Genomic DNA, 22,133 nt, shown 5'->3' with positions numbered 1-22,133 from the left:
GTCGGTGTCGGACCGACCGGTGCGTCGGGGGACCACCGGTCGTTATCGCGTTGTTCCCTGGCGTCAGCGGGTCTGCTGGGCCGGGACGCCGCGGGAGGCGGGCTCCTCGTCGGCGGGGGTGCCGGCGGCGGCCACGGCGGCGCCGGTCAGCGTCGCCAGCATCTCGCGGACGTTGGTCAGCTGCGCGTTGATCGAGTCGCGGCGGTTGGTGAGTGCCGCGAGCTCGCGCTCCGACTCGCTGCGGATCCGGTCGGCCTTCGCGTTGGCGTCCGCCACGATGTCCTCGGACTGGCGCTGCGCGGTCTCCACCGTCTGACGGGCCCGGCGCTCGGCGTCCGTACGGAGCTTCTCGGCCTCCAGGCGGAGCTGCTCGGCGCGGTGCTCGATCTCGGCCAGACGCTTCTCGGCCTTGGCCTGGCGGGACGCGAGGTCGCGCTCCGACTGGTCGCGGCGCTTGGCGAGGTTGGTCTCGAAGTCCGCGGCGGCCTGGGCGGCCTTGGCACGGGTCTCCTCGAAGAGGGCGTCGGCCTCCTCGCGCTTCTGCGCGGCGTCCTTCTGCGCGTCCGAGCGGAGCGTGGTGGCCTCGCCCTTGGCCTTCTCGACGATGCGGACGCCGTCGTCCTCGGCCTTGGACTTGCGCTCGGCGGCGAAGGCCTCGGCGTCGTTGCGCACCTGCTGGGCTGCGGACTCGGCGAGCTCGCGGTGCTGCTCGGCGGCGCGACGGGCCTCTTCTCGCAGGTCCTTCGCCTCCTCCTCGGCAAGGCGGAGAATCTTCTCCACGCGCGCGCCGAGACCGGCGTACGACGGCTCCGCGTCGCTCACCTGGGCCTGGGCGTTCTGCGTTTCGAGGTGCAGTTCCTCGATGCGCTTTTCCAGAGACGTGATGCGGGCGAGAGCACTATCACGGTCGGCGACGAGCTTGGTAATGCGGTCATCCACCTGACCGCGGTCGTAACCACGCCGCACGAGCTCGAAGCCGAAGGGGGAGGAAGGGTCACTCATGGGGTTCCTGTCGAAGTAAGACCGGTGAGGTGATAGAGGGAATCCTAGGGGCCCGGACGGCGTGTCATCGAGCAGATGCCTGTTTGATCTGGAGAATGACACCTCTTTTGAGTGGCTGACCCCCGCAACCCTTGCTACTCGGGGGGCTGAATGTCCTTGCCGGGCCGTGGGAGCCCACCGGACGGGACCTACCCATCGGACGGCTTGCCACTCGAACGAGTACCCGCCGTGGCCCCGGCCTTGACGCTGTCGGCGCCCTTACCGCCCGCCGCGGGGGTCTCGAAAGACTCCAACGCCTCCAGTACGTCCTGGACACGGGAGATCTCCGTGTTGATGTCCGCGCGCCGGCGCACCAGGACGTCGAGTTCCCGCCGTCCCTCGTCCACCGTCCGCTTGGCCTCCGACTCGGCGTCGGAGCGCAGCTTCTCGGCCTCGCGCACCAGGCTGGCCTTCTTCTGCTCGGCCTCCTTCAGCAGCGACTCGGCCCGCTTCACGGCGGCGATCCGGACCTTGCTCGCCTCCGAATTGGCGTCGGACAGCAGCTCCTTGGCCTTCGCCGCGGCTTCGTCGCGCTGCTCGGTCGCCGCCCTCATCAGGTTGTCGACGCGCTCGCCGGCCGTCTTCATCTGCTCCGAGGTCTCCCGCCGGGCACGGTCGTGCAGCTCCTCGATCTCGGCCTCCAGCCGGGTCCTGAGCTCCTCCGCCCGCTCCCGGATGGCGGTGGCGTCCCGGCGCGCGCCGACCAGCAGCTCGTCCGCGTCCGTCCGGGCCCGCTCCACCAGGGAGTTGCCCTCGACCGTCGCGTCGGAGGTGATCCGGACGGCCTCGTTCCGGGCCGCCCCGACCATCGTGTCGGCCTGCTCCTCGGCCTCGGTGGCGGCGCGCAGCGCCTCCTCCTGGGCCTTGTTGATCAGCTGGTCGGCCTGCTCCGCGGCGTCGGCCCGGCGCTTCGAGGCCGATTCGCGCGCCTCGTCGAGCAGCCGGTCCGCCTCCTGGCGGGCCTCTGCACGCATCTGCTCGGCCGCTGCCTCCGCGTCGGCGCGCAGCCGCTCCGACTCCTCGCGGGTCCGGGCCGCGTGCTCCTGCGCGGAACCGACGGTCGCCGCCGCCTCCGCCCGCAGCCGCTCCGACTCGCCCGCCGCCTCGTCACCGATCCGCGCCGCCTGCTGCGCGGCCTCCGCCACGAGCCGTTCGCTCTCGGTGGTCGCCTCCGACATCAGACGGTCGGCCTGGACCGCCGCCTCCGACCGCATCCGGTTGGCGTCCTCGCGGGCCTCGGCACGGCTGCGCGAGGCATCCTGCTCGGCGGAGGCCAGCGCGTCGGACGCGTCGGTACGCATCCGCTGGCTGTACTCCGCGGTGTCGGCCCGCAGCTTCTCCGACTCCGCGATCGCGTCGGAGACCGTCCGCTCGGCCATCGCCTTCGCGGCCTCGGTCTCCTCCTTCGCGACGGAGCGGATCCGGGCCGCGTCCTCGCCGGCGCGCTCCCGCTCCGCGTAGGCGTCGGCGCGGACCCGGTCCGCCTCCTCCTGCGCCTCGGACCTCGTCCTCTCCGCGACATGCTCGGCGGTGGAGCGCAGCCCGGCGATCTCCGCCTCGGCCTGCTCCTGGAGCCCGCTGACCGCGTCCCGTACCTGCTGGGCCTTCTGCTCGGCCGCGGAGACCATCTCGGTCGCCCGGCCGTCCGCCTCCTCGACCAGACGCTGGGCCTCGGCCTGCGCCTCCTCGACCCGCTTGCGGGCGGAGGCGAGGAGCTCCTCGCTCTGCTCGCGGGCCCGCTCGCGCTCCTGGTCCGCCTCTGCACGTGCCCCGTCGAGGGTCTCCTGCGCCTCGCGGCGGCGCCGGTTCGCCTCCTCCTGGGCGGCGGCCAGCGCCTCCGCGGCCTCCGTGCCCACCCGCTCGGCGGCGGACGCGGCCTCCGACCGCACCCGGTCGGCGCTCTCCTGCGCCTCGGTCTTCAGCCGCTCCGCCTCGGCGGCCGCCTCACCGCGCAGCCGTACGGCGACGCTCTCGCCCTCCGCACGGGACTGCGCGGCATCCGCGGCGGCCTCGTCGCGCAGCCGCTGGGTCTCGGCCTCGGCCTGCTCCTGGAGGGTGCGCAGCCGCTCGGCGGCCTCGGCGCGCAGCCGCTCGGACTCCTCGTTCGTCTCGCGCCGGACGCGCTCCGCGTCGGTGCGCGCCTCGCCGAGCGCCTGCTCGGCCGTGGCGACCTTGTTCTCGGCCTCGGTGTGCAGCCGGGCCAGCTCGTCCGCCGCCTCGGCCTGCTTCGCCGCTACCGCGCGCTCGGTCTCCTCGCGCAGCTCCGCCGCCGCACGCTCGGCCGCGGACGTCGTCGACTCCGCCTGCTCCTCGGACTCGGTGCGCAGCGTCTCGGCCTCGGCGCGGGCCCGCTCCAGGGCCTCCTCGGCCTGCTTGCGCAGTGTGCCGGCCCGCTCGGTGGCCTCGGTGCGGACCCGTTCGCTCTCGGTGCCCGCGGCGCCGCGCAGCTCCTCCGCGTCGGCCTTCGCCTTGGACAGCAGCTCCTCGGCGGTCCGCGCGCCCTCCTCGATCTGCTGGACGGCCTCCCGGCGGGCCTCGCCGCGGATCCGCTCGCCCTCTGCGACCGCCTCGGAGCGCAGCTGCTCGGCCTCGCCGCGCAGCCTGCGGGCCTCCTCCTGGAGCTCGACCGTCTTGGCCCGGTACTCCTTGGTGTCGTCCTTGGCCGCGCCCTTGAGCTGGTCGGCCTGCTCGGCGGCCTCGCCGCGCAGCCGGTCCGCCTCGGCCTCGGCCTCGCGGCGGATCCGGTCCGCCTCCTCGCCCGCCGCCCGGGTGGTCGACTTCGCGTCGTCGGACGCCTTGGTCAGCACCTCCTCGGCGGCACGGGCCGCCTTGGCGAGCTGGGCCGCGGCATCCTCGGCGGCGGCGGTGCGCGCGGCGTCGGCCGCCTCGGAACGGAGCCGGTCCGCCTCCGCGCGGGCGTCGGCGAGCGACTGCTCGGCCTCCGCCTTCAGCGATTCGGCGTCCTTGGTGGCCTCGCCGACCAGCCGGGCGATCTCCGACTTGGCGGTACGGGTGCGCTGCTCGTTCTGCGACTCGGCGGCGGCCAGCCGCTTGACCGCGGCCTCCTTCGCCTCGGACAGGACCTTCTCGGCCTCCACCCGGGCCTCGCGCAGCTGCGTCCCGGCCTCCTGCATGCGCTGCTCGGCGGTCCGGTTCAGCTCGGCGGTCTGCTGCCTGGTCTGCTCGGTCTCCGCCGTCGTCGAGGTACGCAGCTGCTCGGCGTGAGCGGTGGCCTCCTGCGCCTGGCCGGAGGCGGCGTTCAGCATCCGCTCGGCGTCCTTGCGGGCCCGCAGCAGGATCGACTCGGCCTCGGACCGTGCGGACTCCGCCTCGGAACCGAGCCGCTGCCGCGTCTCGTCCGCCAGCCGGCCGGCCTCGGCGCGGGCGGCGGTCAGCGCCTGCTCGGCCTCGGCCCGCGACTCCTCCAGCAGCCGGCGGGCCTGGGACTCGGTCCTGGCCCGCAGCTGCTCGGCCCACGCGACGTTCTCGTTGACGTGGGACTCGACGGTCTGGCGGCGCTCCGCCAGCTCCTGGTCGAGCCGCTGGCGCCGCTGCACGGCCTCGTTGTGCAGCTCGGCCTGGAGCCGGGCCTGGTGCTCCGCGTGCTCCTGGAGGATGCGCTGCGTCTGCGCGCGGGCGTCGCGCAGCTCGCGCTCGGCGTCGTTGCGCAGCTGTTCGGCCTGGACCTGGGCGTTACGGAGCATCTGCTCCGCCTGGTAGCCGATGTCCGCACTGTCGTACGCGGGACGGGTCGCCAGACTGCGGCGGGCCTCGTGCAGCTTGGCGCGCAAGACCTCGACCTGGTAACCGAGGTCCTCGGCGTGCTGGACGGCCTTCTCCCGGTCGGTCTTCAGCCGGTCCATCTCGGCCTCGAACCGAGAGAGATGGTCGTCTTCAGCTCGGTGGCTCTCCTGGCGTTCGTAGCCCCGCACTGCGCGGTCCCATCCTTCCCCGAACCCTCAACTTGTTCCCCAGGCCCTGAACTTCGTTCGAGCAGGGGATGCCGCACTGAGCAGGGGAGACCCCAACCCTGATCGCAATTCCAAACGAGTACCGTCCGCCGGCGAACGGTCCCCCCGGGAATGGTGACAGATCAACGGCTGAGGGCGCGGCGCGCCCCGACCCGGCCCCGGCCCGGAACAGCCCACTCTACCGGGCCGGGTATCCCTGAGAAGCTGTTGTCCCGCTCCGGCTGGATCCGTGCAGCGGCTTCCCGGTCAGTGCTCCGTCCGGGACGTGACCAGTTCGGTGAGGACACCGTGGCAGTCCTTGGGGTGCAGGAAGGTGATCCGGGATCCCATCGACCCCGTCCTGGGCTCCTCGTACAGCACCCTGACCCCCTTCTCCCGGATGTCCGCGGCGTCCGCGTCCACGTCGGCCGTACCGAAGGCGATGTGGTGCACGCCCTCGCCATTCTTGGCCAGCCACTTGCCGACGGCGGAGTCCTCGCGGGTCGGTTCCAGCAGCTGGAGGTAGGAGGCGCCGCCGTCCGACGTCTCGTTGATCTTGAGCATGGCCTCGCGTACGCCCTGCTCCTCGTTGATCTCGGAGTGGAAGACCTCGAACCCGTAGGTCGAGCGGTAGAACTCGACGGTGGCGTCGAGGTCGAAACAGGCGATCCCGATGTGGTCGATTCGCGTCAGCATGGGAACAGTGCAGCGCTCCGCGGTTGGTTACGCAACGTGCGCGCGATCACACCCGCCGCCGGATGACGGGCCGGGTACCGCTCAGTACATTCAAGTAAACCCTCGTTCACTTCTAATCCAAGGGGCTGTGCCTCATGTCAGGAACGACCGGTACGACTTCTGTGATCGTCGCGGGCGCCCGTACGCCCATGGGCCGTCTCCTCGGCTCGCTGAAGAGCTTCTCCGGGGCCGACCTCGGAGGCTTCGCCATCAAGGCGGCGCTGGAGCGGGCCGGCATCGGCGGCGACCAGGTCGAGTACGTGATCATGGGCCAGGTGCTGCAGGCCGGGGCGGGGCAGATCCCGGCACGGCAGGCCGCGGTCAAGGCGGGCATCCCCTTGAGCGTCCCGGCGCTCACCGTCAACAAGGTGTGCCTCTCCGGGCTCGACGCCATCGCGCTGGCCGACCAGCTGATCCGTGCCGGTGAGTTCGAGATCGTCGTGGCCGGCGGCCAGGAGTCCATGACGAACGCCCCGCACCTGCTCCCGAAGTCCCGCGAGGGCCACAAGTACGGCGCGATCGAGATGCTCGACTCCATGGCGTACGACGGCCTGACCGACGCCTACGAGAACATCCCGATGGGTGAGTCCACCGAGAAGCACAACACCCGCCTGGGCCTGGACCGCGCCGCCCAGGACGAGATCGGCGCCCAGTCCCACCAGCGGGCCGCCGCCGCCCAGAAGAACGGGCTCTTCGAGGCCGAGATCACCCCGGTCGAGATCCCGCAGCGCAAGGGCGACCCGGTCCTCTTCTCCAAGGACGAGGGCATCCGCCCCGAGACGACCGCCGAGTCGCTCGGCAGGCTGCGCCCCGCCTTCGCCAAGGACGGCACGATCACCGCGGGCACCTCCTCGCAGATCTCCGACGGCGCCGCCGCGGTCGTCGTCATGAGCAAGGCCAGGGCCGAGGCGCTGGGCCTGGACTGGATCGCCGAGATCGGCGCCCACGGCAATGTGGCGGGCCCGGACAACTCGCTCCAGTCCCAGCCGTCCCACGCGATCCGGCACGCCCTCAAGAAGGAGGGCATCGGCGTCGAGGACCTCGACCTCATCGAGATCAACGAGGCGTTCGCGGCCGTCGCCGTCCAGTCCATGAAGGACCTCGGCGTGACCTCCGAGAAGGTCAACGTCAACGGCGGTGCCATCGCGCTGGGCCACCCGATCGGGATGTCCGGCGCCCGGGTGGTGCTCCACCTGGCCCTGGAGCTGAAGCGGCGCGGCGGCGGCACCGGAGCGGCGGCGCTGTGCGGCGGCGGCGGTCAGGGCGACGCGCTGATCCTCCGTGTTCCGGGCAAGTAGCACGTAGCACGTAGTACGCAGAACACGCAGCGAGCGAGGAGACGGAACGGTGATGGTGGACGTCCCCACCCTGGTGGAGCAGGCCCGCGAGGGCAGGCCGCGGGCGGTGGCCCGGCTCATCTCCCTGGTGGAGGGGGCGTCGCCGCACCTGCGCGAGGTGATGGCGGCCCTGGCGCCGCTGGCCGGCAACGCCTGTGTCGTCGGTCTGACCGGGTCACCCGGTGTCGGCAAGTCGACATCGACGTCGGCGCTCGTCTCCGCGTACCGGCGGCAGGGCAAGCGGGTCGCCGTGCTCGCCGTCGACCCGTCGTCGCCCTTCTCCGGCGGCGCGCTCCTCGGTGACCGGGTGCGGATGTCGGACCACGCGTCCGACCCGGGCGTCTACATCCGCTCCATGGCCACCCGCGGACATCTCGGCGGCCTCGCCTGGGCGGCCCCGCAGGCGATCCGGGTGCTGGACGCGGCGGGCTGCGACGTGATCCTGGTGGAGACCGTGGGCGTCGGCCAGTCGGAGGTGGAGATCGCCTCCCAGGCCGACACCTCCGTCGTCCTCCTCGCCCCCGGCATGGGCGACGGCATCCAGGCGGCCAAGGCCGGAATCCTGGAGATCGGTGACGTGTACGTGGTCAACAAGGCCGACCGGGACGGCGCGGACGCCACCGCCCGCGAGCTCAACCACATGCTGGGCCTCGGGGCGTCCCGCGGCCCCGGCGACTGGCGGCCGCCGATCGTGAAGACGGTCGCGGCCAGGGGCGAGGGCATCGACGAGGTCGTCGAGGCGCTGGAGAAGCACCGGGCGTGGATGGAGGAGCACGGGGTGCTCGCCGAGCGCCGCGCGTCCCGCGCCGCCCACGAGGTCGAGACGATCGCGGTCACCCGGCTCCGCGAACGCATCGGCGACCTGCACGGCGACCGCCGCCTCGGCGCTCTCGCGGAGCGCATCGTGGCGGGCCGGCTCGACCCGTACACGGCGGCCGACGAACTGGTGGCGGGGCTGACCGGGCAGGACTGAGCCGCCGGGCGGCTCCTTCCCGTTCCCGGCGCGGCGTGCGGGCCGCGCCGGGCACCCGGCGCGGCGCACTCCGGCCCGATGGCTGATAACACGTCAGCCGTGCGGCCGGAGTGCGCCGTTCACGTCTTCCCGCCCTGCCGCACCCGCCCCGGCCGTGACACGATTGCCGCCGGTCACGTGTCACGCGTGCCAAGGGGGGAGCGGCACATGCTGAGTCCGTTGCGTGAGGACTCGCCCAGACGGATCGGCCCGTACGCGATACGGGCCCGGCTCGGCGCGGGCGGCATGGGGGAGGTGTTCCTCGGCGACCGGGGCGACGGCTCGGGCCCGGCCGCCGTCAAGACCGTCCGCCGCGACGTGGCGCGGGACCCCGGCTTCCGCGACCGCTTCCGCCGCGAGATCGCCGTCGCCCGGTCCGTCGGCGGGCCCCGCCTCGCGCCACTGCTCGACGGGGACGCCGACGCCGAAGTGCCCTGGCTCGCCACCGAGTACGTCGCCGGACCCACACTGTCCGCCGCCGTCCGGGGCGCGGGAGCGATGGGCGAGGCCGAGGTGCGGATGCTGGGCGCCGGACTCGCGGGCGCCCTGGCGGCCGTCCACGCGGCGGGCATCGTCCACCGCGACGTGAAGCCGGGCAACGTGATGCTCGCCGCCGACGGCCCGCGCCTCATCGACTTCGGGATCGCCCGGGACACCTGCGCCACCCCGCTCACCACCACCAGCCGGATGGTCGGCAGCCCCGCCTTCATGTCGCCGGAACACGTGGCGGGCAGCGGACGCGTCGTCCCGGCCTCCGACATCTTCTGCCTCGCCTCTGTGCTCTGCTTCGCCGCCGTCGGCCGCGACCCGTTCGGGGACGGGCCCGTCGCCGCGGTCCTCTACCGGGTCAAGTACGTCGAGGCCGACCTGGACGAGGTCCCCGAGGGGCTGCGCGCGGTCCTGGAGGACTGCCTGACCGCCGACCCCGCCGCCCGCCCCACGGCCGCCGAACTGGCCGAACGGCTCACGCCCGGCGCCGCCTCGCAGTGGCCCGCCCCGGTGGGCGGGCAGATCGCGGAGTACGGACGGGAGCTGGCCCGGGTCGGCGCGCTGGACGGGCCGCTGCTACCGGGATACACCCCCACGGAGGCGGCCACGGGCAGCCGGGCTGCGCCCCACCAACTGCCCACGCGGGGAACGGATTTCGCGCCGGGCCTGCACATCGTGCCGACCCAGGGACCGGGGACGGACGGGCCTACGCGCTCCCGGCGGCGCCGGAACCTCGCGGCGGCCCTCGTCGCGCTCGTCCTGCTCGGAGCAGCGACCGGCGGCCTGCTGGCGCTGCGCGGCGGCGACGAGGGCGGCGACGGCGATCCGGGGAACCCGGCGACGGTGCTCGCCGGTATCGACGCCCAGGGCGGCCGGGAGGGCTCCGGCACCGTCCCGTACGGCCGTGACGTCCGGCCGGCCGGGTGGCGCACCTGGCAGGCCCGGACGACCGGGCATCCGTTCGGCTGCGCGGCGGGCCGGGACGTACTCGTCTGCCGCACCACGGCCGGCTCGTACGAGGCGCTCTCGCCGGCCGGCGGGAAGAAGCTGTGGACGTACTCGGCCCGGCTGGACGCCGATGAGACCGGCGCCCGGATCAGCCCCACGGGGCAGGTCTTCATGCCGTCCGGATCGACCCGGCCCGCGGTCTACGGCGATCAGGTCCTGCTCGCCACCGGAGGCCGGCTCGTCTCGCTGGACTCCCGTACCGGAAAGCCCCGTTGGGAGTCCCGCGCGGGATCCTCTCACGGCTTCGAGAGCGCCCCGCTGGTCGCCGACGGAAGGGTCTTCGCGGCGGTCGGCCCCGGCCCGGAAGGCGCCAGGATCGCCGCGTTCGACCTCGCCACCGGCAAGGAGAAGTGGCGCAGACCGCTGGTGGGCGAGAACCTCGCGAAGGCCGAGGTGTACGACTTCTGGCCGCTGGCCACCAGGGACGGGGTCCTCTACCTGCTCGGACAGGGCGGACTGCGCGCCCTGCGCACCGAGGACGGCACCGAACTCGGCCGCGCGAAGGGCGGGCAGACCTCCCGGTGCCACGACGCGCTGGTCCGCGCCCCGCACGTCTACTGCGCCGCGTACACGTACTCCAACGACGGCGAGCACATGGCCGTCCAGCGGCTCGGCATCCCCTCGCTCGAATCCGCCGGCGAGATCCCGCTGCCCGACGAACTCACCGACGAGGCCACCCTCGTCGCCGTCGACGACCATGTGGCGGTCCTGGTCCGGGGCGCCCTCCCCTGGGAGGAGGACGACATCGACCCGGAGATCGTCCTCGTCCGGCGGGACGACGGCAAGCGCCTTGCCCGCTATCCGCTGGACCGGAGGTCGTTCAGCGGCAGCGTCAACGCCGCCTCGTCCCCGATGATCGTCGCGGACACCCTGGTGTGGGCGGACAGCACCAGCCTGTACAGCGTCGCCCTGCACGACGGGTCCGCACCCGGCCCGCTGCGCAGAACCGCGCTCAAGGGCGCTCCGGGACCCGAACCGCGCAAGGACTACGACACCCTCCAGTGGGGCCTCGTCATGTCCGAGGAGGTGCTGCCGCCGGAGGTACTGCCGGTCGGCGGAGCCGTGTACGTCATTCAGCACGGCGGCAGGGTGTTCTCCGTTCCGCTGCCCCGCCCGTCCGCGTCATGATCGAACGCCTGGCCCCCGGCACCCGGACGCGGATCGGCCCCTACCGGATTCTCGGCCTCCTCGGCACGGGCGGCATGGGGGAGGTGTACCTCGCCCGGCCGGCCGGGGACCCCGCCGGGGGTCTCGTCGCGCTGAAGACCGTACGGCCCGAACTCGACCTGGACGACGGGTTCCGGGTCCGGTTCCGGCGGGAGACCGAGGCGGCGGCCGCCGTGCGCAGCCCCCGCACGGCCGCGTTCGTCGGGGGCGACACGACGGCCCGGACGCCCTGGCTCGCCACCGAGTTCGTCCCGGGCCCCTCACTGGCCGAGGCGGTGTCCCGGGACGGGCCGCTGCCCGAGCGGGTGGTGCGGGCCACGGGCGCCGGCCTGGCCCTGGCGCTCGCCGACATGCACGCCGTACGTGTGCTGCACCGCGACCTCAAGCCGGGCAACGTGCTCCTGGGCCCCGACGGGCCCAAGGTGATCGACTTCGGCATCGCCCAGACCTTCGACGCCACACAGCTGACCCGTACCGGGGTCGTGGTCGGCAGCCCCGGATACATCTCGCCCGAGCACGTCGACGGCTCGGCGGCGCTGGTGCCCGCCTCCGACGTGTTCTGCCTGGGCGCGGTGCTGACGTTCGCGGCGGCGGGACACGGTCCGTTCGACGACTCCGACATGGCAGCGGTGATCTTCCGGATCTCCCGCGGGGAGGCCGAACTCTCCGGTGTGCCCGCGTCGTTGCGCGAGGTGATCGCCCGCTGCCTCGACACGCGCCCCGAGCGGCGCCCCGCCCCCCGGGAGCTGGCCGCCCTGCTGCTCCCTGAGCAGGTGCCGGTGCCGTTCCCCTGGACACCGGGGGTACGGGCCCAGCAGACGGACTACGAGCGGGCGGCCGGGGAGTGCGCCGACGCGGCTCCGGCCGAGCAGGCCCCCGCGTTCGTCGTGCCACCGCTTCCGCCCCGCCCGCCGGCCGCCCTGCCCGGGGCCGGGCAGGCCGCGCCGGCGGGCCGCCGCCGGGCGCCTCGGGTGGTGTCGGCGGCCGTGGCGGTCACGGCCTGCCTGCTGCTGGGCTACGTGCTCTGGCCGGACCCCGGCCCCCGCGGCGGTCCGGAGGACGGCGCCCGGTCCACGGCTCCCGGCGCCGGTGCCTCCCGTGCCGCCGAGGCCGCCGATGTGCGCGCGCTTCCCCGGGCCGACAGCGGCCGGACCGGGGACTTCGGCGAGGCCGCGACCGATCAGTCCGCCCGGCCCGCGGGCTGGAAGGCGTGGAAGGCCACGGTCGAGGGCGGCTCGGGCGGTTGCAGCTTCGCCGAATCGTCCCTGCTGTGCGGCGGACCGAAGGGGGTCACCGCGCTCGACGCGGCCGACGGCACACGGCGCTGGCGGACCCCGAAGGGGGCGCGGGATGCCGGGCCGGCCCTGGTCGCCGGCTTCACCGAGGGGACCGTGTACGCATTCGTCGGCCAGGCACTGGTCGGCTACCGGATCACGGACGGCCAGGAGCGGTGGCGCGCGAAGCTGCCCGCCGGGCACACCGGCTCGGCCGCCGTCCAGGACGGCGACACCCTCTACTACGTCACCGGCGGCGGCACCGCGGCCACCGGCAGACTGGCCGCCCGCCGGCTCACGGGTGACCGGCGCGAACTGTGGAACAAGCCCTACGACGGGACCCGGCCCGCCCTGGTCGCCGATGACGGGCGGCTGGTCGTGGTCGCCGGGGACACCCGGATCGTCGACGGGACGACGGGCACCGTGAAGGAACGCCTCTCCGCGAACGACTTCCCGTGCCGGGACCCGGCGCTCAGGGACCGCCTGCTGGTCTGCCGGGCAGCGGGCACGGGAGTCGCCGTCATGAAGGACGTGACCCGGCCCGGGGAGCACCGGATCATCGCCCAGGAGATGGCGGTCCGTGACCCGGTGGCGCTGACCGACGACGGAACCGTGGTGGTCGCCGGCGACGACCGCCTCTACACCTTCGACGCCGCCGACGGCCGGCCCAAGTGGCCGCAGGACCGGTTCGCCGACGGGGGCGGCGAACCGTCGGTGGCGGGCGACCAGATCCTCGCGGCCAAGGGCACGGGGGTGGGCGCGTACCGGCGGGAGGACGGGGAGCCAGCGAACATCACCGGTTACACCGGCGTCCCCTACCCGCCCGGCGACCCGCCGCAGCTGCTGGCCGTCGGCGACGTCGTGTTCCTCACCTTCGACGACGGCACGGTCGTCTCCGGTTACATCCCCTGAGGGCTGCCGGGGGCCTCCGGGGAAGGACGGCGGCGGCCGCCTCAGTCGTCGTCGCCGTCGTCGCCGTCGTCGTGCCCGCGGCCGTCGTCCGACCGGTCCACGGTGACCTTCGCCGTCTTCGCGTCCACGTCTCGCTCGTGCTTCCCGCCGTCCTCGCCCCGGACGTCGACCTCCCAGTGCACCGCCCGGCCGCTGCGGCCGTCGTGGTCCTCCAGCTCGACGGAGGTCACCGTGCCGGGCACGGAGCGCAGCGCGGCGCCGGCCGCCTCGTCGAGCGTGACGGAGGTCTCGCGGGGCGCGCGCCGGTCGCTGTCGTCGTCGTGGTCGACGTGCTGTCCGAGCACCTTGCCGTTGCCCGGGTCCACCGTCACGTCGTGCCAGGACTTGTCGGAGCCGTACACCTCCAGCTCCCAGACGAGCCGGCCGTCCTCGTCGTCGAGTTCGGCCTCGGTCACCGTGCCCGGGACGGCCCCGACGGCGGCCCTGGCCGCGTCGCCGACGGTGACACGGGCGGAGCCGTCGCTCGCGGTGCTGCTGCGGTCTGCCGGGCCGTGGCTCTCGCCGCCCGCGAGGGCGACGGCCGTGGCGGTCCCGCCGCCGACGAGTACGGCCGCGGTGACGGCTGCGATGACGATCTTTCGCTTCATGAGGGGTCCTCCCCGATCGGATGGTCCGTTGCGACGAGGACCACAGTGCCGGGGGGATGCTGAACGCAGCCTGAAGCCACCTGAAGCCGTCTTCAGCTTCGGTTTGCGAGGCTGTGCACATGCGCCTGTTGATCGTGGAGGACGAGAAGCGGCTGGCGATCTCCCTGGCCCGGGGGCTCACCGCCGAGGGATTCGCCGTGGACGTCGTGCACGACGGGCTCGAAGGGCTGCACCGGGCCTCCGAGGGCGCGTACGACCTGGTCGTCCTCGACATCATGCTGCCGGGGATGAACGGCTACCGGGTCTGCGCCGCGCTGCGCGCCGCCGGCCACGAGGTGCCCATCCTGATGCTGACGGCGAAGGACGGGGAGTACGACGAGGCGGAGGGCCTCGACACCGGCGCCGACGACTATCTGACCAAGCCGTTCAGCTACGTGGTGCTGGTGGCCCGGGTCCGCGCGCTGCTGCGCCGGCGCGGCGGTTCCGCCTCCCCGGTGGTCACCGTCGGCTCCCTGCGGATGGACACCGCCGCCCGCCGGGTCCACCTCGGTGAGGACGAGGTCGCCCTCACCGCCAAGGAGTTCGCCGTGCTCGAACAGCTCGCGCTGCGCGCCGGCCAGGTGGTCAGCAAGGCGGAGATCCTGGAGCACGTCTGGGACTTCGCCTACGACGGCGACCCGAACATCGTCGAGGTGTACGTGAGCACGCTGCGCCGCAAGCTCGGCGCGGCCGCCATCCGTACGGTGCGCGGCGCCGGCTACCGGCTGGAGGCGCTGTGAGATCGGTACGGGCCAGGGCGGCGCTCGGTGCCACGGTGGTGGTCGCCCTCGCGGTCGTCGCCGCCGGGCTGGGCGTCCTGCTCGTCCTGCGCGCCAACCTCACCGACCAGGCGGGCCTCCAGGCCGAGGTGGCGGCCCGCGAGACCGCCGGGCAGCTGGCCCTCGACGTGCCGTACGACAAGCTGGAGACGGGCGACGGGGAGGACCATCCGGTCCAGGTGACCGACGAGGACGGGCGGGTGGTCGCCGTCTCCGAGGACCTGGAGGCGATCTCCGGCACCGGCACGGACCGGGTCACCCCGCAGCCCTCGCCCGCCGCCCCGGAGAAGGGCGACGACGGCCGGGACCGCGACGACGACGATGGCGATGACGACGCCGCGAGCGCCGACCCCGGACGCGGTGAGGTCTCCACCGACGAACCGCGCTTCGGCAACGGCACCGCCACCGTCGACGGCGACCGCGCCGCGTACCGGTTCGCCTCCGTCGAGGCGACGAACTCCGCCGGGCTGACCCTGACCGTCCACGCCGGTGCCCCGCTCGCCGCGGAGCAGCGGGCCGTCGCGAGCGTGCGCGGTGCGATGCTGGCCGGGCTGCCCGTCGTGCTGCTCGTCGTCGCCGGGGTGACCTGGCTGGTGACCCGGCGGGCGCTCCGCCCGGTCGAGGGCATCCGGCGCGAGATGGCGGCGATCACCGCGTCGGAGGATCTGAGCAGGCGGGTGCCGGAGCCCGCCTCGCGCGACGAGATCGCCCGGCTGGCCCGTACCACCAACGAGACGCTCACCGCCCTGGAGGCCTCCGTCGACCGGCAGCGGCGGTTCGTCGCGGACGCCTCGCACGAACTGCGCTCCCCGATCGCCTCGCTCCGCACCCAGCTGGAGGTCGGCGCCGCGCACCCGGAGCTGCTGGACGTGGCGGGCGCGGTCGCGGACACCGTACGGCTCCAGGTGCTGGCCGCCGATCTGCTGCTGCTGGCCCGGCTGGACGCGGGGGAGCGGCCGGGGAACGCGCGGCTGGACCTCGGCGCACTGGTGCGGGAGGAGGTGTCGCAGCGCATCGGCGACCGGATCGCGGTGACGGTGTCCGTGCCGGAGCCCGGCGGGCTGGAAGTGACCGGTTCACGCGGGCAGCTGGTCCGGGTGATCGGCAATCTGCTGGACAACGCCGAGCGGCACGCGGAGAGTTCGGTGGCGGTCGAGGTGCGCGCGGAACGCGGTGGGGTGGCCGTGGTGGTCACGGACGACGGGGCCGGGGTGCCGGAGGCGGAGCGCGAGCGGATCTTCGAGCGCTTCGTGCGCCTGGACGACGCCCGCGCCCGCGACGACGGCGGGGCCGGTCTGGGCCTCGCCATCGCCCGTGACGTGGCCGGCCGGCACGGGGGCCGACTGACCGCGGCCGGTGCGGGGGAGCGCGGTGCCCGGTTCGAGCTGTGGCTGCCGGGCCCCCGCTGAGCGCCGCCCCCGGTGTTCCGGATCTCCGTCAGACGCGGCGTGCGCGCAGGTGGTCGGCGACCGGGGCGAGGGCCGCGTGCAGTTGCTCCAGCGCCTCCGGGGTCAACAGGTCCATGAAGTGCTTGCGCACCGATGCCACATGGTGCGGTGCCACCTTCCGCATCGTCTCCGCGCCTGCCTCGGTGAGGACCGCGTACAGTCCGCGCCGGTCGGACTCGCAGTTCTCCCGGCGGACCAGGCCCGCGCTCTCCATGCGGGTGATCTGGTGCGAGAGCCTGCTCTTGGACTGCAGAGTGGCGGTGGCGAGGTCACTCATCCGCAGGCGCTGGTCCTCGGACTCCGAGAGGTTGACGAGAATCTCGTAGTCGTTGTTGGTCAGGCCGAACGGCTGGAGGTCCTTCTCCAGCTGGTGCATCAGCAGCCTGCTGACATCCAGATGGGTGCGCCAGGCGCACTGCTCCGCGTTGCTCAGCCAGCGAGTGGCCGTCTCGGTCTCCATATATGGATTCTACCTAAGAAGTTGAAATCCGGACGAAGTCAGTTGATGTGACGCCCGGCACGCGCTTACGAGCCGGGTGCTGACGTTCGGCGTCACACTGCGCAGAGTACCGTTCACAACCCGAAGCGACGCTGGAGGTCCCCAGGGCGGCCGGGGGTGCGGGGGGTGGACCCAGGTTGACCACCGCCGCCCGGAACCCCCGCCTGCTGCGGTGTCGCCCCCGTCGGCTGCTCGGCCATCAGCACCTCGGTGGACTGGAGCAGCACCGTACCCGCGCCCACGAACTCGAACTGGTGCTCCTCGCCCGAGGCGCCGCCGATCCCGGTGAACGCGCGCAGTCCGCCCAGTACGCCCGCCATGTAGCCGTGGTCGTAGTGGTGGCACGGCGAGGGGCAGTCCGCCCAGCCCACCAGCGCCTGCGGGTCGACCCGCAGCGGCGGCTCCATGAAGACCACCGGACCGTTGGACGCCGCGACGAACTTCCCGGTGCCGATCAGCGTCAGGAACCCCGGCACGATCGACTGCTTCAGCGCCAGCGTCGGCTGGTAGGCCAGCAGATTGCCGGAGCGGATCGTCAGGTTCCCGTCCTCCAGGTCGTACGAGTTCACGTCGAAGGCCCGGTCCGCGAGCAGCATCTTCCCGCTGCCCTCGGCCACCACCCAGTCGCTCGCGTGCAGCGGCGAGTGGAAGCTCGTGCGCACCAGCCGCTCGAAGCGGCCGTGCCCGATGCCGTTGAACTCGATCCGCCCGTAGTAGGCGATCATCTTGCCCTTCTGCAGGAACCACTGGCTCCCCTTGAGCTCCACACAGAAGGTGTACGAGTTGACGTTGTCGTCCGACGGCAGCGTCATCGGATCGAAGACCACGGGCGTGCTCACAGCTTCTCCTCCGACGCCTGGACGTACACCGCGCCACTGCCGCTGAGCTCCAGCTGGAACCCCTCGCCGGAGCCGCGTCCCACCATCTCGCGCCAGCCGAGCGCGGTGGAGAGCTTGTTGCGCACGTCGCCGTGGTGGGCGACGTAGGCCTGCGGGTCCACATGCACCTCGCGGCCCGGGGTGATCGGCAGCTCGATCACCCCGCCGTGCGCCATCACCGCCACCGCGCCGTGGCCCTTGAGCGTCGTGGTGAACAGGCCCTGCCCGCTGACCTGGCCGCGCACCATGCCCATCACCCCGCCCTGCGAACCCATGAACATCGTGCCCTGCTGGAGTGAGCCGTCGAAGGCGAGCAGCCGGTCGGCCTCCACGTAGAGGGTGTCCCCGGCGAGGTTGATCACCTGGATATGGTGGCCGCCGTGACCGAACATCACCGTGCCGCTTCCCTCGACCGTCATCAGCGGCGTCGCCTCGTTCGCCATCCGGCGGCCGATCATCGACATCACCCCGCCCTGGCCGCCCTGGATGTTCGGGGTGAACGACACCTCGCCGCGGTAGGCCAGCATCGCGCCGCGCTGGCTGAACATCTTCTGGCCGGGGAGCACCGTCGCCTCGACCATCTTCGAGTTGATCTCACGGAACGGCATCAGACATCGCCCCCGATCGTGTTCCGCTCGCTGGGCTGGACGTAGACGAGCCCCTCGCCCTCGAAGCGGATCTGGAAGGACTCGCCCGATCCCTCGCCCATCAGCGTCCGGAAGTTCACCCCGGACTGGAAGTGCTGCTGGAGGTTGCCCTGGTGGGCGATGTAGGCGCCCGGGTCGACGAAGAGCGGGTACTGGGCGGAGACCCGCAGCACCACGGCCGAGCCGTCCGACATGATCGCCGCCTGGCCGGTGCCCTCGACGGTGGTGGTGAACAGGCCGTTGCCCGTCGCGCCGCCGCGCAGCCCGGTGAAGGTCGTGCCGGTGCGCAGCCCGGCGTCGGTGCAGAGCAGATTGCTCGCCTCGACGTACAGCTTCTCGCCGCGCAGCGAGACGAGGCTGATCTCGCTCGCGCGGTCGGCGAAGAAGCAGGTGCCCTCCCCCTTCACCTCCATCACGGCCATCTGCTCGCCGGTCAGCCGGCGGGTCACCATGCCGCGCAGTCCCTCGCCGCCCCCGGTCATCTTCTTGAACGCCATCCGGCCGTCGTACGCGACCATCGAACCGTTCTTCGCCTTGACGGCGTCGCCGGTCAGGTCGACGGCGAGCGTCTTGCTGCCTTGGAGTCGGAACATTGCCACGGTGCGACGGTAGCCGCCGGAAAAGGAGCCCGTCCGGTGATTGGAGGACAAGAAGGGCCCGAAAGGCGCGAAACGGCCCCCGCCACGCTGCCGGGCAGCGGCCGGTGCCACAATGGTGGCGCTTGTGCCTGCGTTCACAAGCTGTCACCGTCCTCCCACCCGAAGGTGCCCCCGTGGACATCAAGACCGCTACCGCCCTGCACCGGCTGCGCCTCATCTCGATTCCCGAGGCGCTCTCGTTCCCGGCGCTGATCCTCTTCGGCTCGGTTCTGAGCCGGATCTCGGACATCGACTTCCTGATGATGCCGCTCGGCATGCTGCACGGCGTGCTCTTCGTGATCTACGTCGTGGCGCTGCTGGACGTCTGGTCCAAGACCAAGTGGCCGTTCAAGCGCGTCGCGTTCTTCTTCCTGCTCTGCGTCCTGCCGTTCGGCGGGCTGTACGGCGACAAGGTGCTGAAGCGCTACGAGGCCGACGGTGTCATCGCGGCCCGCGCCCGCCGGGAAGGCACGGTCAGCGCATGATCGTCGCCTTCTCCGTCAGTCCGCTGGGTGTCGGCGAGGACGTCGGCGAGTACGTCGCCGACGCCGTACGCGTCGTCCGCGAGTCCGGGCTGCCCAACCGCACGGACGCCATGTTCACCTCCATCGAGGGTGAGCGCGCGTAGCTTTGAGGACATGACCTCAACCGCAGTCTACTTGCGCCTCTCCAGGGAGGCAGATGACAGCGCCTCCCTGGACACTCAGCGTGCCGCGTGCCGTCGCTGGCTCACGGCCAACGACTACGACCCTGACGAGGCCGCGGAGTACATCGACAACAACGTCAGTGGCGCCAAGCCCGTTGAGGAGCGTCCGGGACTCCGCACGCTCATGGCCTCCCGCCCTGACGTTGTCGTCACATGGAAGCTGGATCGCTTTGCCCGGTCCGTCGCTGAGTTCCTCCGCCTCGTGGCATGGGCGGAGTCAGCGGGCATACGGCTCGCCACGACGGACAACACGGTGAACACCACCACGCCCACGGGCCGCATGGTGGCAACCGTGCTCGCCTCCCTCGCGGAGTGGGAACGGGGGATGATCTCTGCCCGCATCACCGAGGGACACCAGACACGCCGTTCACAAGGGCGATGGGGCGCCGGGCGGGCCCCATACGGGTACCGCACAGTCCGTCGCGACGGGGCCGCCTACCTGGAGATCGACGAGGAGCAGGCCGCACAGGTTCGCCTTGCCGTGCAGGAGCTGCTCAACGAGGGCACCGTGGCCGGCACGGCGCGCACGACGGGGCTAAGCGAGCCTCAATGGCGCCGCATGCTGAAGGCACCCACGTTCCGCGGCCACCGCACGCACAAGGGCACTCTGGTCGTCGCAACTGACGGAGTGACCCCGGTCCAGTTCGCGGAACCCATCCTGTCCGCGGCCGAACTCCTCGCCGTCCGTCAGCGCATGCTGGACCTCGCAACGGGGGCGGACCGTGCACCACGTCAGGCAGCACCCCTGTGCGCGGGCATGTCCTCCTGCTGGCGATGCGATGGCCGGCTGAACGGGGGGACCAGTGACAAGGGCGTACGCCTGTACAAGTGCAAGCTTGGGCACGTCACCATCTACGCCGCCACCCTTGACGCCCGTGTCGAAGAAGAGTTCCTCAAGGTTTGGGGAGGGTTCGCAGAAGTTGCAGTCCACCTTGAGGGCGGCAACGACCTGTCGGCAGAAATGATCGAGGCCCGGGAGCAGGCCGCGCGCATCGGTGCCCAGATGGCGACGGCAGGGCCGCTCATGGTGAGCACGTACGAGGAGATGAGCGCCAACCTGGAGGCCGCATACGCCGCGCTCCTGGCCGCGCATGACCCGGAGGTGCGTGAGGTGGCGGAACCCACCGGGAGGTCCATGGGCGACGCGTGGGAGGCATCGGACGAGGCGGGGAAGCGTCAGCTGCTGAGCAGTATGGGTCTGCGCGTCGTACTGCACCCGAAAGCGCGCGCAGACCGGTTGGAGATCGACTGGCGGCGTCCAGATCTTGAGCGGGACGCGTTGGACGACGTGGAGTCACAGGAAACCGAGTAACACCCTGCCCGTACACGCGCGGCAGACATGGCACAGCCCGGAATCGACTTGGCGGAAGGCTCCGGGCTGTGTCCTCAACAGAGGAGATCTCAATGTACTCGAACACGATCCTTGTCGTCGGCTCCGTCGCCACCTCTGACGAGCGCGACGACCTGACGGCCGTTGCCTTCGACGTCTGCGACGAGTTGGGGCTCCCCACCGTGATCGCGACGTCCAGTGACGTCGACGTCCGGAAGTTCGCCGCCGTCGTCGTCATCGGCCCGCCCCTCGCTGACCCCTCGTCGACGATCGGCACGGCGATGATCATGGAGGCGGAGGCGGCGCTCTACGACGTTCCCGTCATTGTCCAGCAGCCCTACGCCGACGCCGCCCCGTGCGACAGCTGCCAGCAACTCCAGACGGTAGCGACGGTGCGGAACGAGCACGGGGAGGTGTTCTGCCAGGACTGCCTGGGGAACTGCTCCGGCTGCGTGCAGTGCTACGCCGACGAGACGACAGAGCCCGTGTTCGTCGACGGCGGTTGGGTGCCGCTCTGTGCCGGCTGCGCGCCCATCATGAAGGTGCTCAAGCCGTCTGACCGCAACATCGTCGACGGGGAGACGGAACCGCTCCTACTGCTCGGCGTCTGACATCACCCTGCGTGACGAGCTGCCCCGTTCTGCTCAAAGGAACGGGGCTTCGTCGCGTCCGGGTGCGGCTCCTCATCGACGCCCCTCCGCACCCTCCAGGGAGCTACTGGACAAAAGTCTGTCCAGAATGCAGATGATCTTGCAGCGCGACCCCCTCCGGGATTTAGGGTCCCAATTTGACCTGTGCCCGCCTTGTCACGGTTTGCGCCCTGCTTTCGTGGTTAGTCTGGCCAGAATGGACAAACTAACCCCTATTTTCAACTCTCTCTAACACGCGTTAAGGAGAAAGGAAAAATAGGGGTTAGTTTGGCATTCTGTCCTCAAAGTGTCCGCGCCCTCTTTTCGGCCCCTCGTCGACGTCGAACAGCACCCCGGGGCGGAGGTGGAGGTCGCATCGATGTCCTGGAGACCTCCGGAGGGCCCGTGAGGCGCCTAAGGCGCCCTCCTGTGAGGATTTCCTCATCCGCGCCCCCCGGAGGCCCGCAGGAGGGCGCACAGAGTCTCTTGCCCGTTCAGCGGGCAGTACGTGGGCGACGGAGGGTGAACATCACACAGGGTGTGCATACCCACAGTCACGCGTCGTGGCCGGCGTCAGAGTCTCGGTAGCGAGTGTGATCCGCACCACAAGACGCGCTTTGTTACACGGCGCCGCGTCACATATGGCCGTTCCCACCCCATAACTAGGGTAGAGGCTTACGCGCGCGTGCGCGCGAACCAAAGACCGCGGGATCCGGCGGCGGAAGGCTCTTGGCCTCGCCCCGGACCCCGTGCGCAGCCGCATCCCCCTGGCGCCTCTCCCGGGGTGGGGTGCACCGGTCCCGGCGGTAGAGCCGTCGACGAGCGAGCGAACTCTCCTCCGCTCGCTCGTCGACGTGCTCCCGCCGGGGCCTTACGACCTCGTGCATGGTTGGGGCGAGGGCGTGTTGAGGTTGCGGTCGGCGTTTTGATCATGCGGGTGTGGCGGGCAGTGCGAGTGCCTTCGTGTG

The 22,133-nt window shown here is 72.0% G+C and carries 17 protein-coding genes and 1 pseudogene; 10 read left to right on the top strand and 8 right to left on the bottom strand.

What is annotated here, in order from left to right:
• Positions 1-63 precede the first annotated feature (63 nt).
• From ACIO3R_RS07445 to mce, 3 genes are all read right to left on the bottom strand, one after another.
• Positions 64-1,002, bottom strand: a complete 939-nt coding sequence (locus tag ACIO3R_RS07445) for a cellulose-binding protein (protein WP_123461699.1) — start codon at positions 1,000-1,002, stop codon at positions 64-66.
• Between the two features lie 188 nt (positions 1,003-1,190).
• On the bottom strand, positions 1,191-4,973 hold the full coding sequence (gene scy, locus ACIO3R_RS07440; protein ID WP_402104271.1) for a polarized growth protein Scy: 3,783 nt from the start codon (positions 4,971-4,973) through the stop codon (positions 1,191-1,193).
• Positions 4,974-5,258: 285 nt separating this feature from the next.
• Positions 5,259-5,687, bottom strand: a complete 429-nt coding sequence (gene mce / locus ACIO3R_RS07435; RefSeq protein ID WP_362963190.1) for a methylmalonyl-CoA epimerase — start codon at positions 5,685-5,687, stop codon at positions 5,259-5,261.
• Positions 5,688-5,821: 134 nt separating this feature from the next.
• On the opposite strand from mce, the gene ACIO3R_RS07430 reads away from it, so the two are divergent.
• The 4 genes from ACIO3R_RS07430 to ACIO3R_RS07415 all read left to right on the top strand — a co-directional run bounded on the left by ACIO3R_RS07430 (position 5,822) and on the right by ACIO3R_RS07415 (position 12,925).
• On the top strand, positions 5,822-7,024 hold the full coding sequence (locus tag ACIO3R_RS07430; RefSeq protein ID WP_385041581.1) for an acetyl-CoA C-acetyltransferase: 1,203 nt from the start codon (positions 5,822-5,824) through the stop codon (positions 7,022-7,024).
• A gap of 52 nt (positions 7,025-7,076) precedes the next feature.
• A complete protein-coding gene (meaB, locus tag ACIO3R_RS07425) occupies positions 7,077-8,036 on the top strand; it encodes a methylmalonyl Co-A mutase-associated GTPase MeaB (RefSeq protein ID WP_385348953.1) in 960 nt (319 codons plus the stop codon).
• A 207-nt stretch (positions 8,037-8,243) separates the two neighbouring features.
• Positions 8,244-10,700: a PQQ-binding-like beta-propeller repeat protein gene (locus ACIO3R_RS07420; protein ID WP_402104266.1), complete on the top strand. Its 2,457-nt coding sequence runs from the start codon at positions 8,244-8,246 to the stop codon at positions 10,698-10,700.
• Complete coding sequence (locus tag ACIO3R_RS07415; RefSeq protein WP_402104262.1) at positions 10,697-12,925, top strand: protein kinase; 2,229 nt, start codon at positions 10,697-10,699, stop codon at positions 12,923-12,925. The genes ACIO3R_RS07420 and ACIO3R_RS07415 overlap by 4 nt, the downstream gene beginning before the upstream one ends.
• A gap of 41 nt (positions 12,926-12,966) precedes the next feature.
• Here the strand turns inward: ACIO3R_RS07415 and ACIO3R_RS07410 are convergent, their stop codons facing one another.
• Positions 12,967-13,572: a PepSY domain-containing protein gene (locus ACIO3R_RS07410; RefSeq protein WP_402104259.1), complete on the bottom strand. Its 606-nt coding sequence runs from the start codon at positions 13,570-13,572 to the stop codon at positions 12,967-12,969.
• 119 nt (positions 13,573-13,691) lie between these two features.
• On the opposite strand from ACIO3R_RS07410, the gene ACIO3R_RS07405 reads away from it, so the two are divergent.
• Positions 13,692-14,351, top strand: coding sequence for a response regulator transcription factor (locus tag ACIO3R_RS07405; RefSeq protein WP_385039713.1), 660 nt, complete (start codon positions 13,692-13,694; stop codon positions 14,349-14,351).
• Entirely contained in the window at positions 14,348-15,799 is a 1,452-nt protein-coding gene (locus ACIO3R_RS07400) for a sensor histidine kinase (RefSeq protein WP_402104256.1), read from the top strand. The genes ACIO3R_RS07405 and ACIO3R_RS07400 overlap by 4 nt, the downstream gene beginning before the upstream one ends.
• A gap of 28 nt (positions 15,800-15,827) precedes the next feature.
• Here ACIO3R_RS07400 and ACIO3R_RS07395 read toward each other — a convergent pair whose 3' ends face one another.
• The 4 genes from ACIO3R_RS07395 to ACIO3R_RS07380 all read right to left on the bottom strand — a co-directional run bounded on the left by ACIO3R_RS07395 (position 15,828) and on the right by ACIO3R_RS07380 (position 18,455).
• The gene (locus ACIO3R_RS07395) at positions 15,828-16,298 is read right to left on the bottom strand and encodes a MarR family transcriptional regulator (RefSeq protein ID WP_363026944.1); all 471 of its coding nucleotides are present in this window, start codon (positions 16,296-16,298) and stop codon (positions 15,828-15,830) included.
• A 113-nt stretch (positions 16,299-16,411) separates the two neighbouring features.
• Positions 16,412-17,176, bottom strand: a complete 765-nt coding sequence (locus ACIO3R_RS07390) for an AIM24 family protein (protein ID WP_385354885.1) — start codon at positions 17,174-17,176, stop codon at positions 16,412-16,414.
• Positions 17,173-17,823 (bottom strand): AIM24 family protein, encoded by a 651-nt coding sequence (locus ACIO3R_RS07385; protein WP_363026942.1) that lies wholly within the window; start codon positions 17,821-17,823, stop codon positions 17,173-17,175. The genes ACIO3R_RS07390 and ACIO3R_RS07385 overlap by 4 nt, the downstream gene beginning before the upstream one ends.
• A complete protein-coding gene (locus ACIO3R_RS07380; RefSeq protein WP_363026987.1) occupies positions 17,823-18,455 on the bottom strand; it encodes an AIM24 family protein in 633 nt (210 codons plus the stop codon). Before ACIO3R_RS07380 ends, ACIO3R_RS07385 begins: the two co-directional genes overlap by 1 nt.
• Before the next feature lie 179 nt (positions 18,456-18,634).
• On the opposite strand from ACIO3R_RS07380, the gene ACIO3R_RS07375 reads away from it, so the two are divergent.
• From ACIO3R_RS07375 to ACIO3R_RS07360, 4 genes and pseudogenes are all read left to right on the top strand, one after another.
• Positions 18,635-18,985, top strand: a complete 351-nt coding sequence (locus ACIO3R_RS07375; protein WP_385039704.1) for a DUF3817 domain-containing protein — start codon at positions 18,635-18,637, stop codon at positions 18,983-18,985.
• Positions 18,982-19,119, top strand: a pseudogene (locus tag ACIO3R_RS07370) (MTH1187 family thiamine-binding protein); the annotation flags it as partial. The gene ACIO3R_RS07375 and the pseudogene ACIO3R_RS07370, both read left to right, overlap by 4 nt.
• A 19-nt stretch (positions 19,120-19,138) precedes the next feature.
• Positions 19,139-20,518, top strand: coding sequence for a recombinase family protein (locus tag ACIO3R_RS07365; protein ID WP_402104251.1), 1,380 nt, complete (start codon positions 19,139-19,141; stop codon positions 20,516-20,518).
• 68 nt (positions 20,519-20,586) lie between these two features.
• On the top strand, positions 20,587-21,147 hold the full coding sequence (locus ACIO3R_RS07360; protein ID WP_402104248.1) for a hypothetical protein: 561 nt from the start codon (positions 20,587-20,589) through the stop codon (positions 21,145-21,147).
• Positions 21,148-22,133: the final 986 nt, after the last annotated feature.

Source organism: Streptomyces sp. NPDC087428, from assembly GCF_044744085.1.
Taxonomy (GTDB): Bacteria; Actinomycetota; Actinomycetes; order Streptomycetales; family Streptomycetaceae; genus Streptomyces.
Note: the sequence above shows the minus strand (reverse complement) of the source record. Positions and strands in the feature narration are given on the sequence as shown.

Coding starts and splice junctions, on each gene's coding strand:
- mce (WP_362963190.1), bottom strand. CDS start 5,687: ATGCTGACGCGAATCGACCACATCGGGATCGCCTGTTTCGACCTCGAC.
- meaB (WP_385348953.1), top strand. CDS start 7,077: ATGGTGGACGTCCCCACCCTGGTGGAGCAGGCCCGCGAGGGCAGGCCG.
- ACIO3R_RS07445 (WP_123461699.1), bottom strand. CDS start 1,002: ATGAGTGACCCTTCCTCCCCCTTCGGCTTCGAGCTCGTGCGGCGTGGT.
- ACIO3R_RS07430 (WP_385041581.1), top strand. CDS start 5,822: ATGTCAGGAACGACCGGTACGACTTCTGTGATCGTCGCGGGCGCCCGT.
- ACIO3R_RS07365 (WP_402104251.1), top strand. CDS start 19,139: ATGACCTCAACCGCAGTCTACTTGCGCCTCTCCAGGGAGGCAGATGAC.
- ACIO3R_RS07395 (WP_363026944.1), bottom strand. CDS start 16,298: ATGGAGACCGAGACGGCCACTCGCTGGCTGAGCAACGCGGAGCAGTGC.
- ACIO3R_RS07410 (WP_402104259.1), bottom strand. CDS start 13,572: ATGAAGCGAAAGATCGTCATCGCAGCCGTCACCGCGGCCGTACTCGTC.
- ACIO3R_RS07380 (WP_363026987.1), bottom strand. CDS start 18,455: ATGTTCCGACTCCAAGGCAGCAAGACGCTCGCCGTCGACCTGACCGGC.
- ACIO3R_RS07420 (WP_402104266.1), top strand. CDS start 8,244: ATGCTGAGTCCGTTGCGTGAGGACTCGCCCAGACGGATCGGCCCGTAC.
- ACIO3R_RS07385 (WP_363026942.1), bottom strand. CDS start 17,823: ATGCCGTTCCGTGAGATCAACTCGAAGATGGTCGAGGCGACGGTGCTC.
- ACIO3R_RS07405 (WP_385039713.1), top strand. CDS start 13,692: ATGCGCCTGTTGATCGTGGAGGACGAGAAGCGGCTGGCGATCTCCCTG.
- ACIO3R_RS07415 (WP_402104262.1), top strand. CDS start 10,697: ATGATCGAACGCCTGGCCCCCGGCACCCGGACGCGGATCGGCCCCTAC.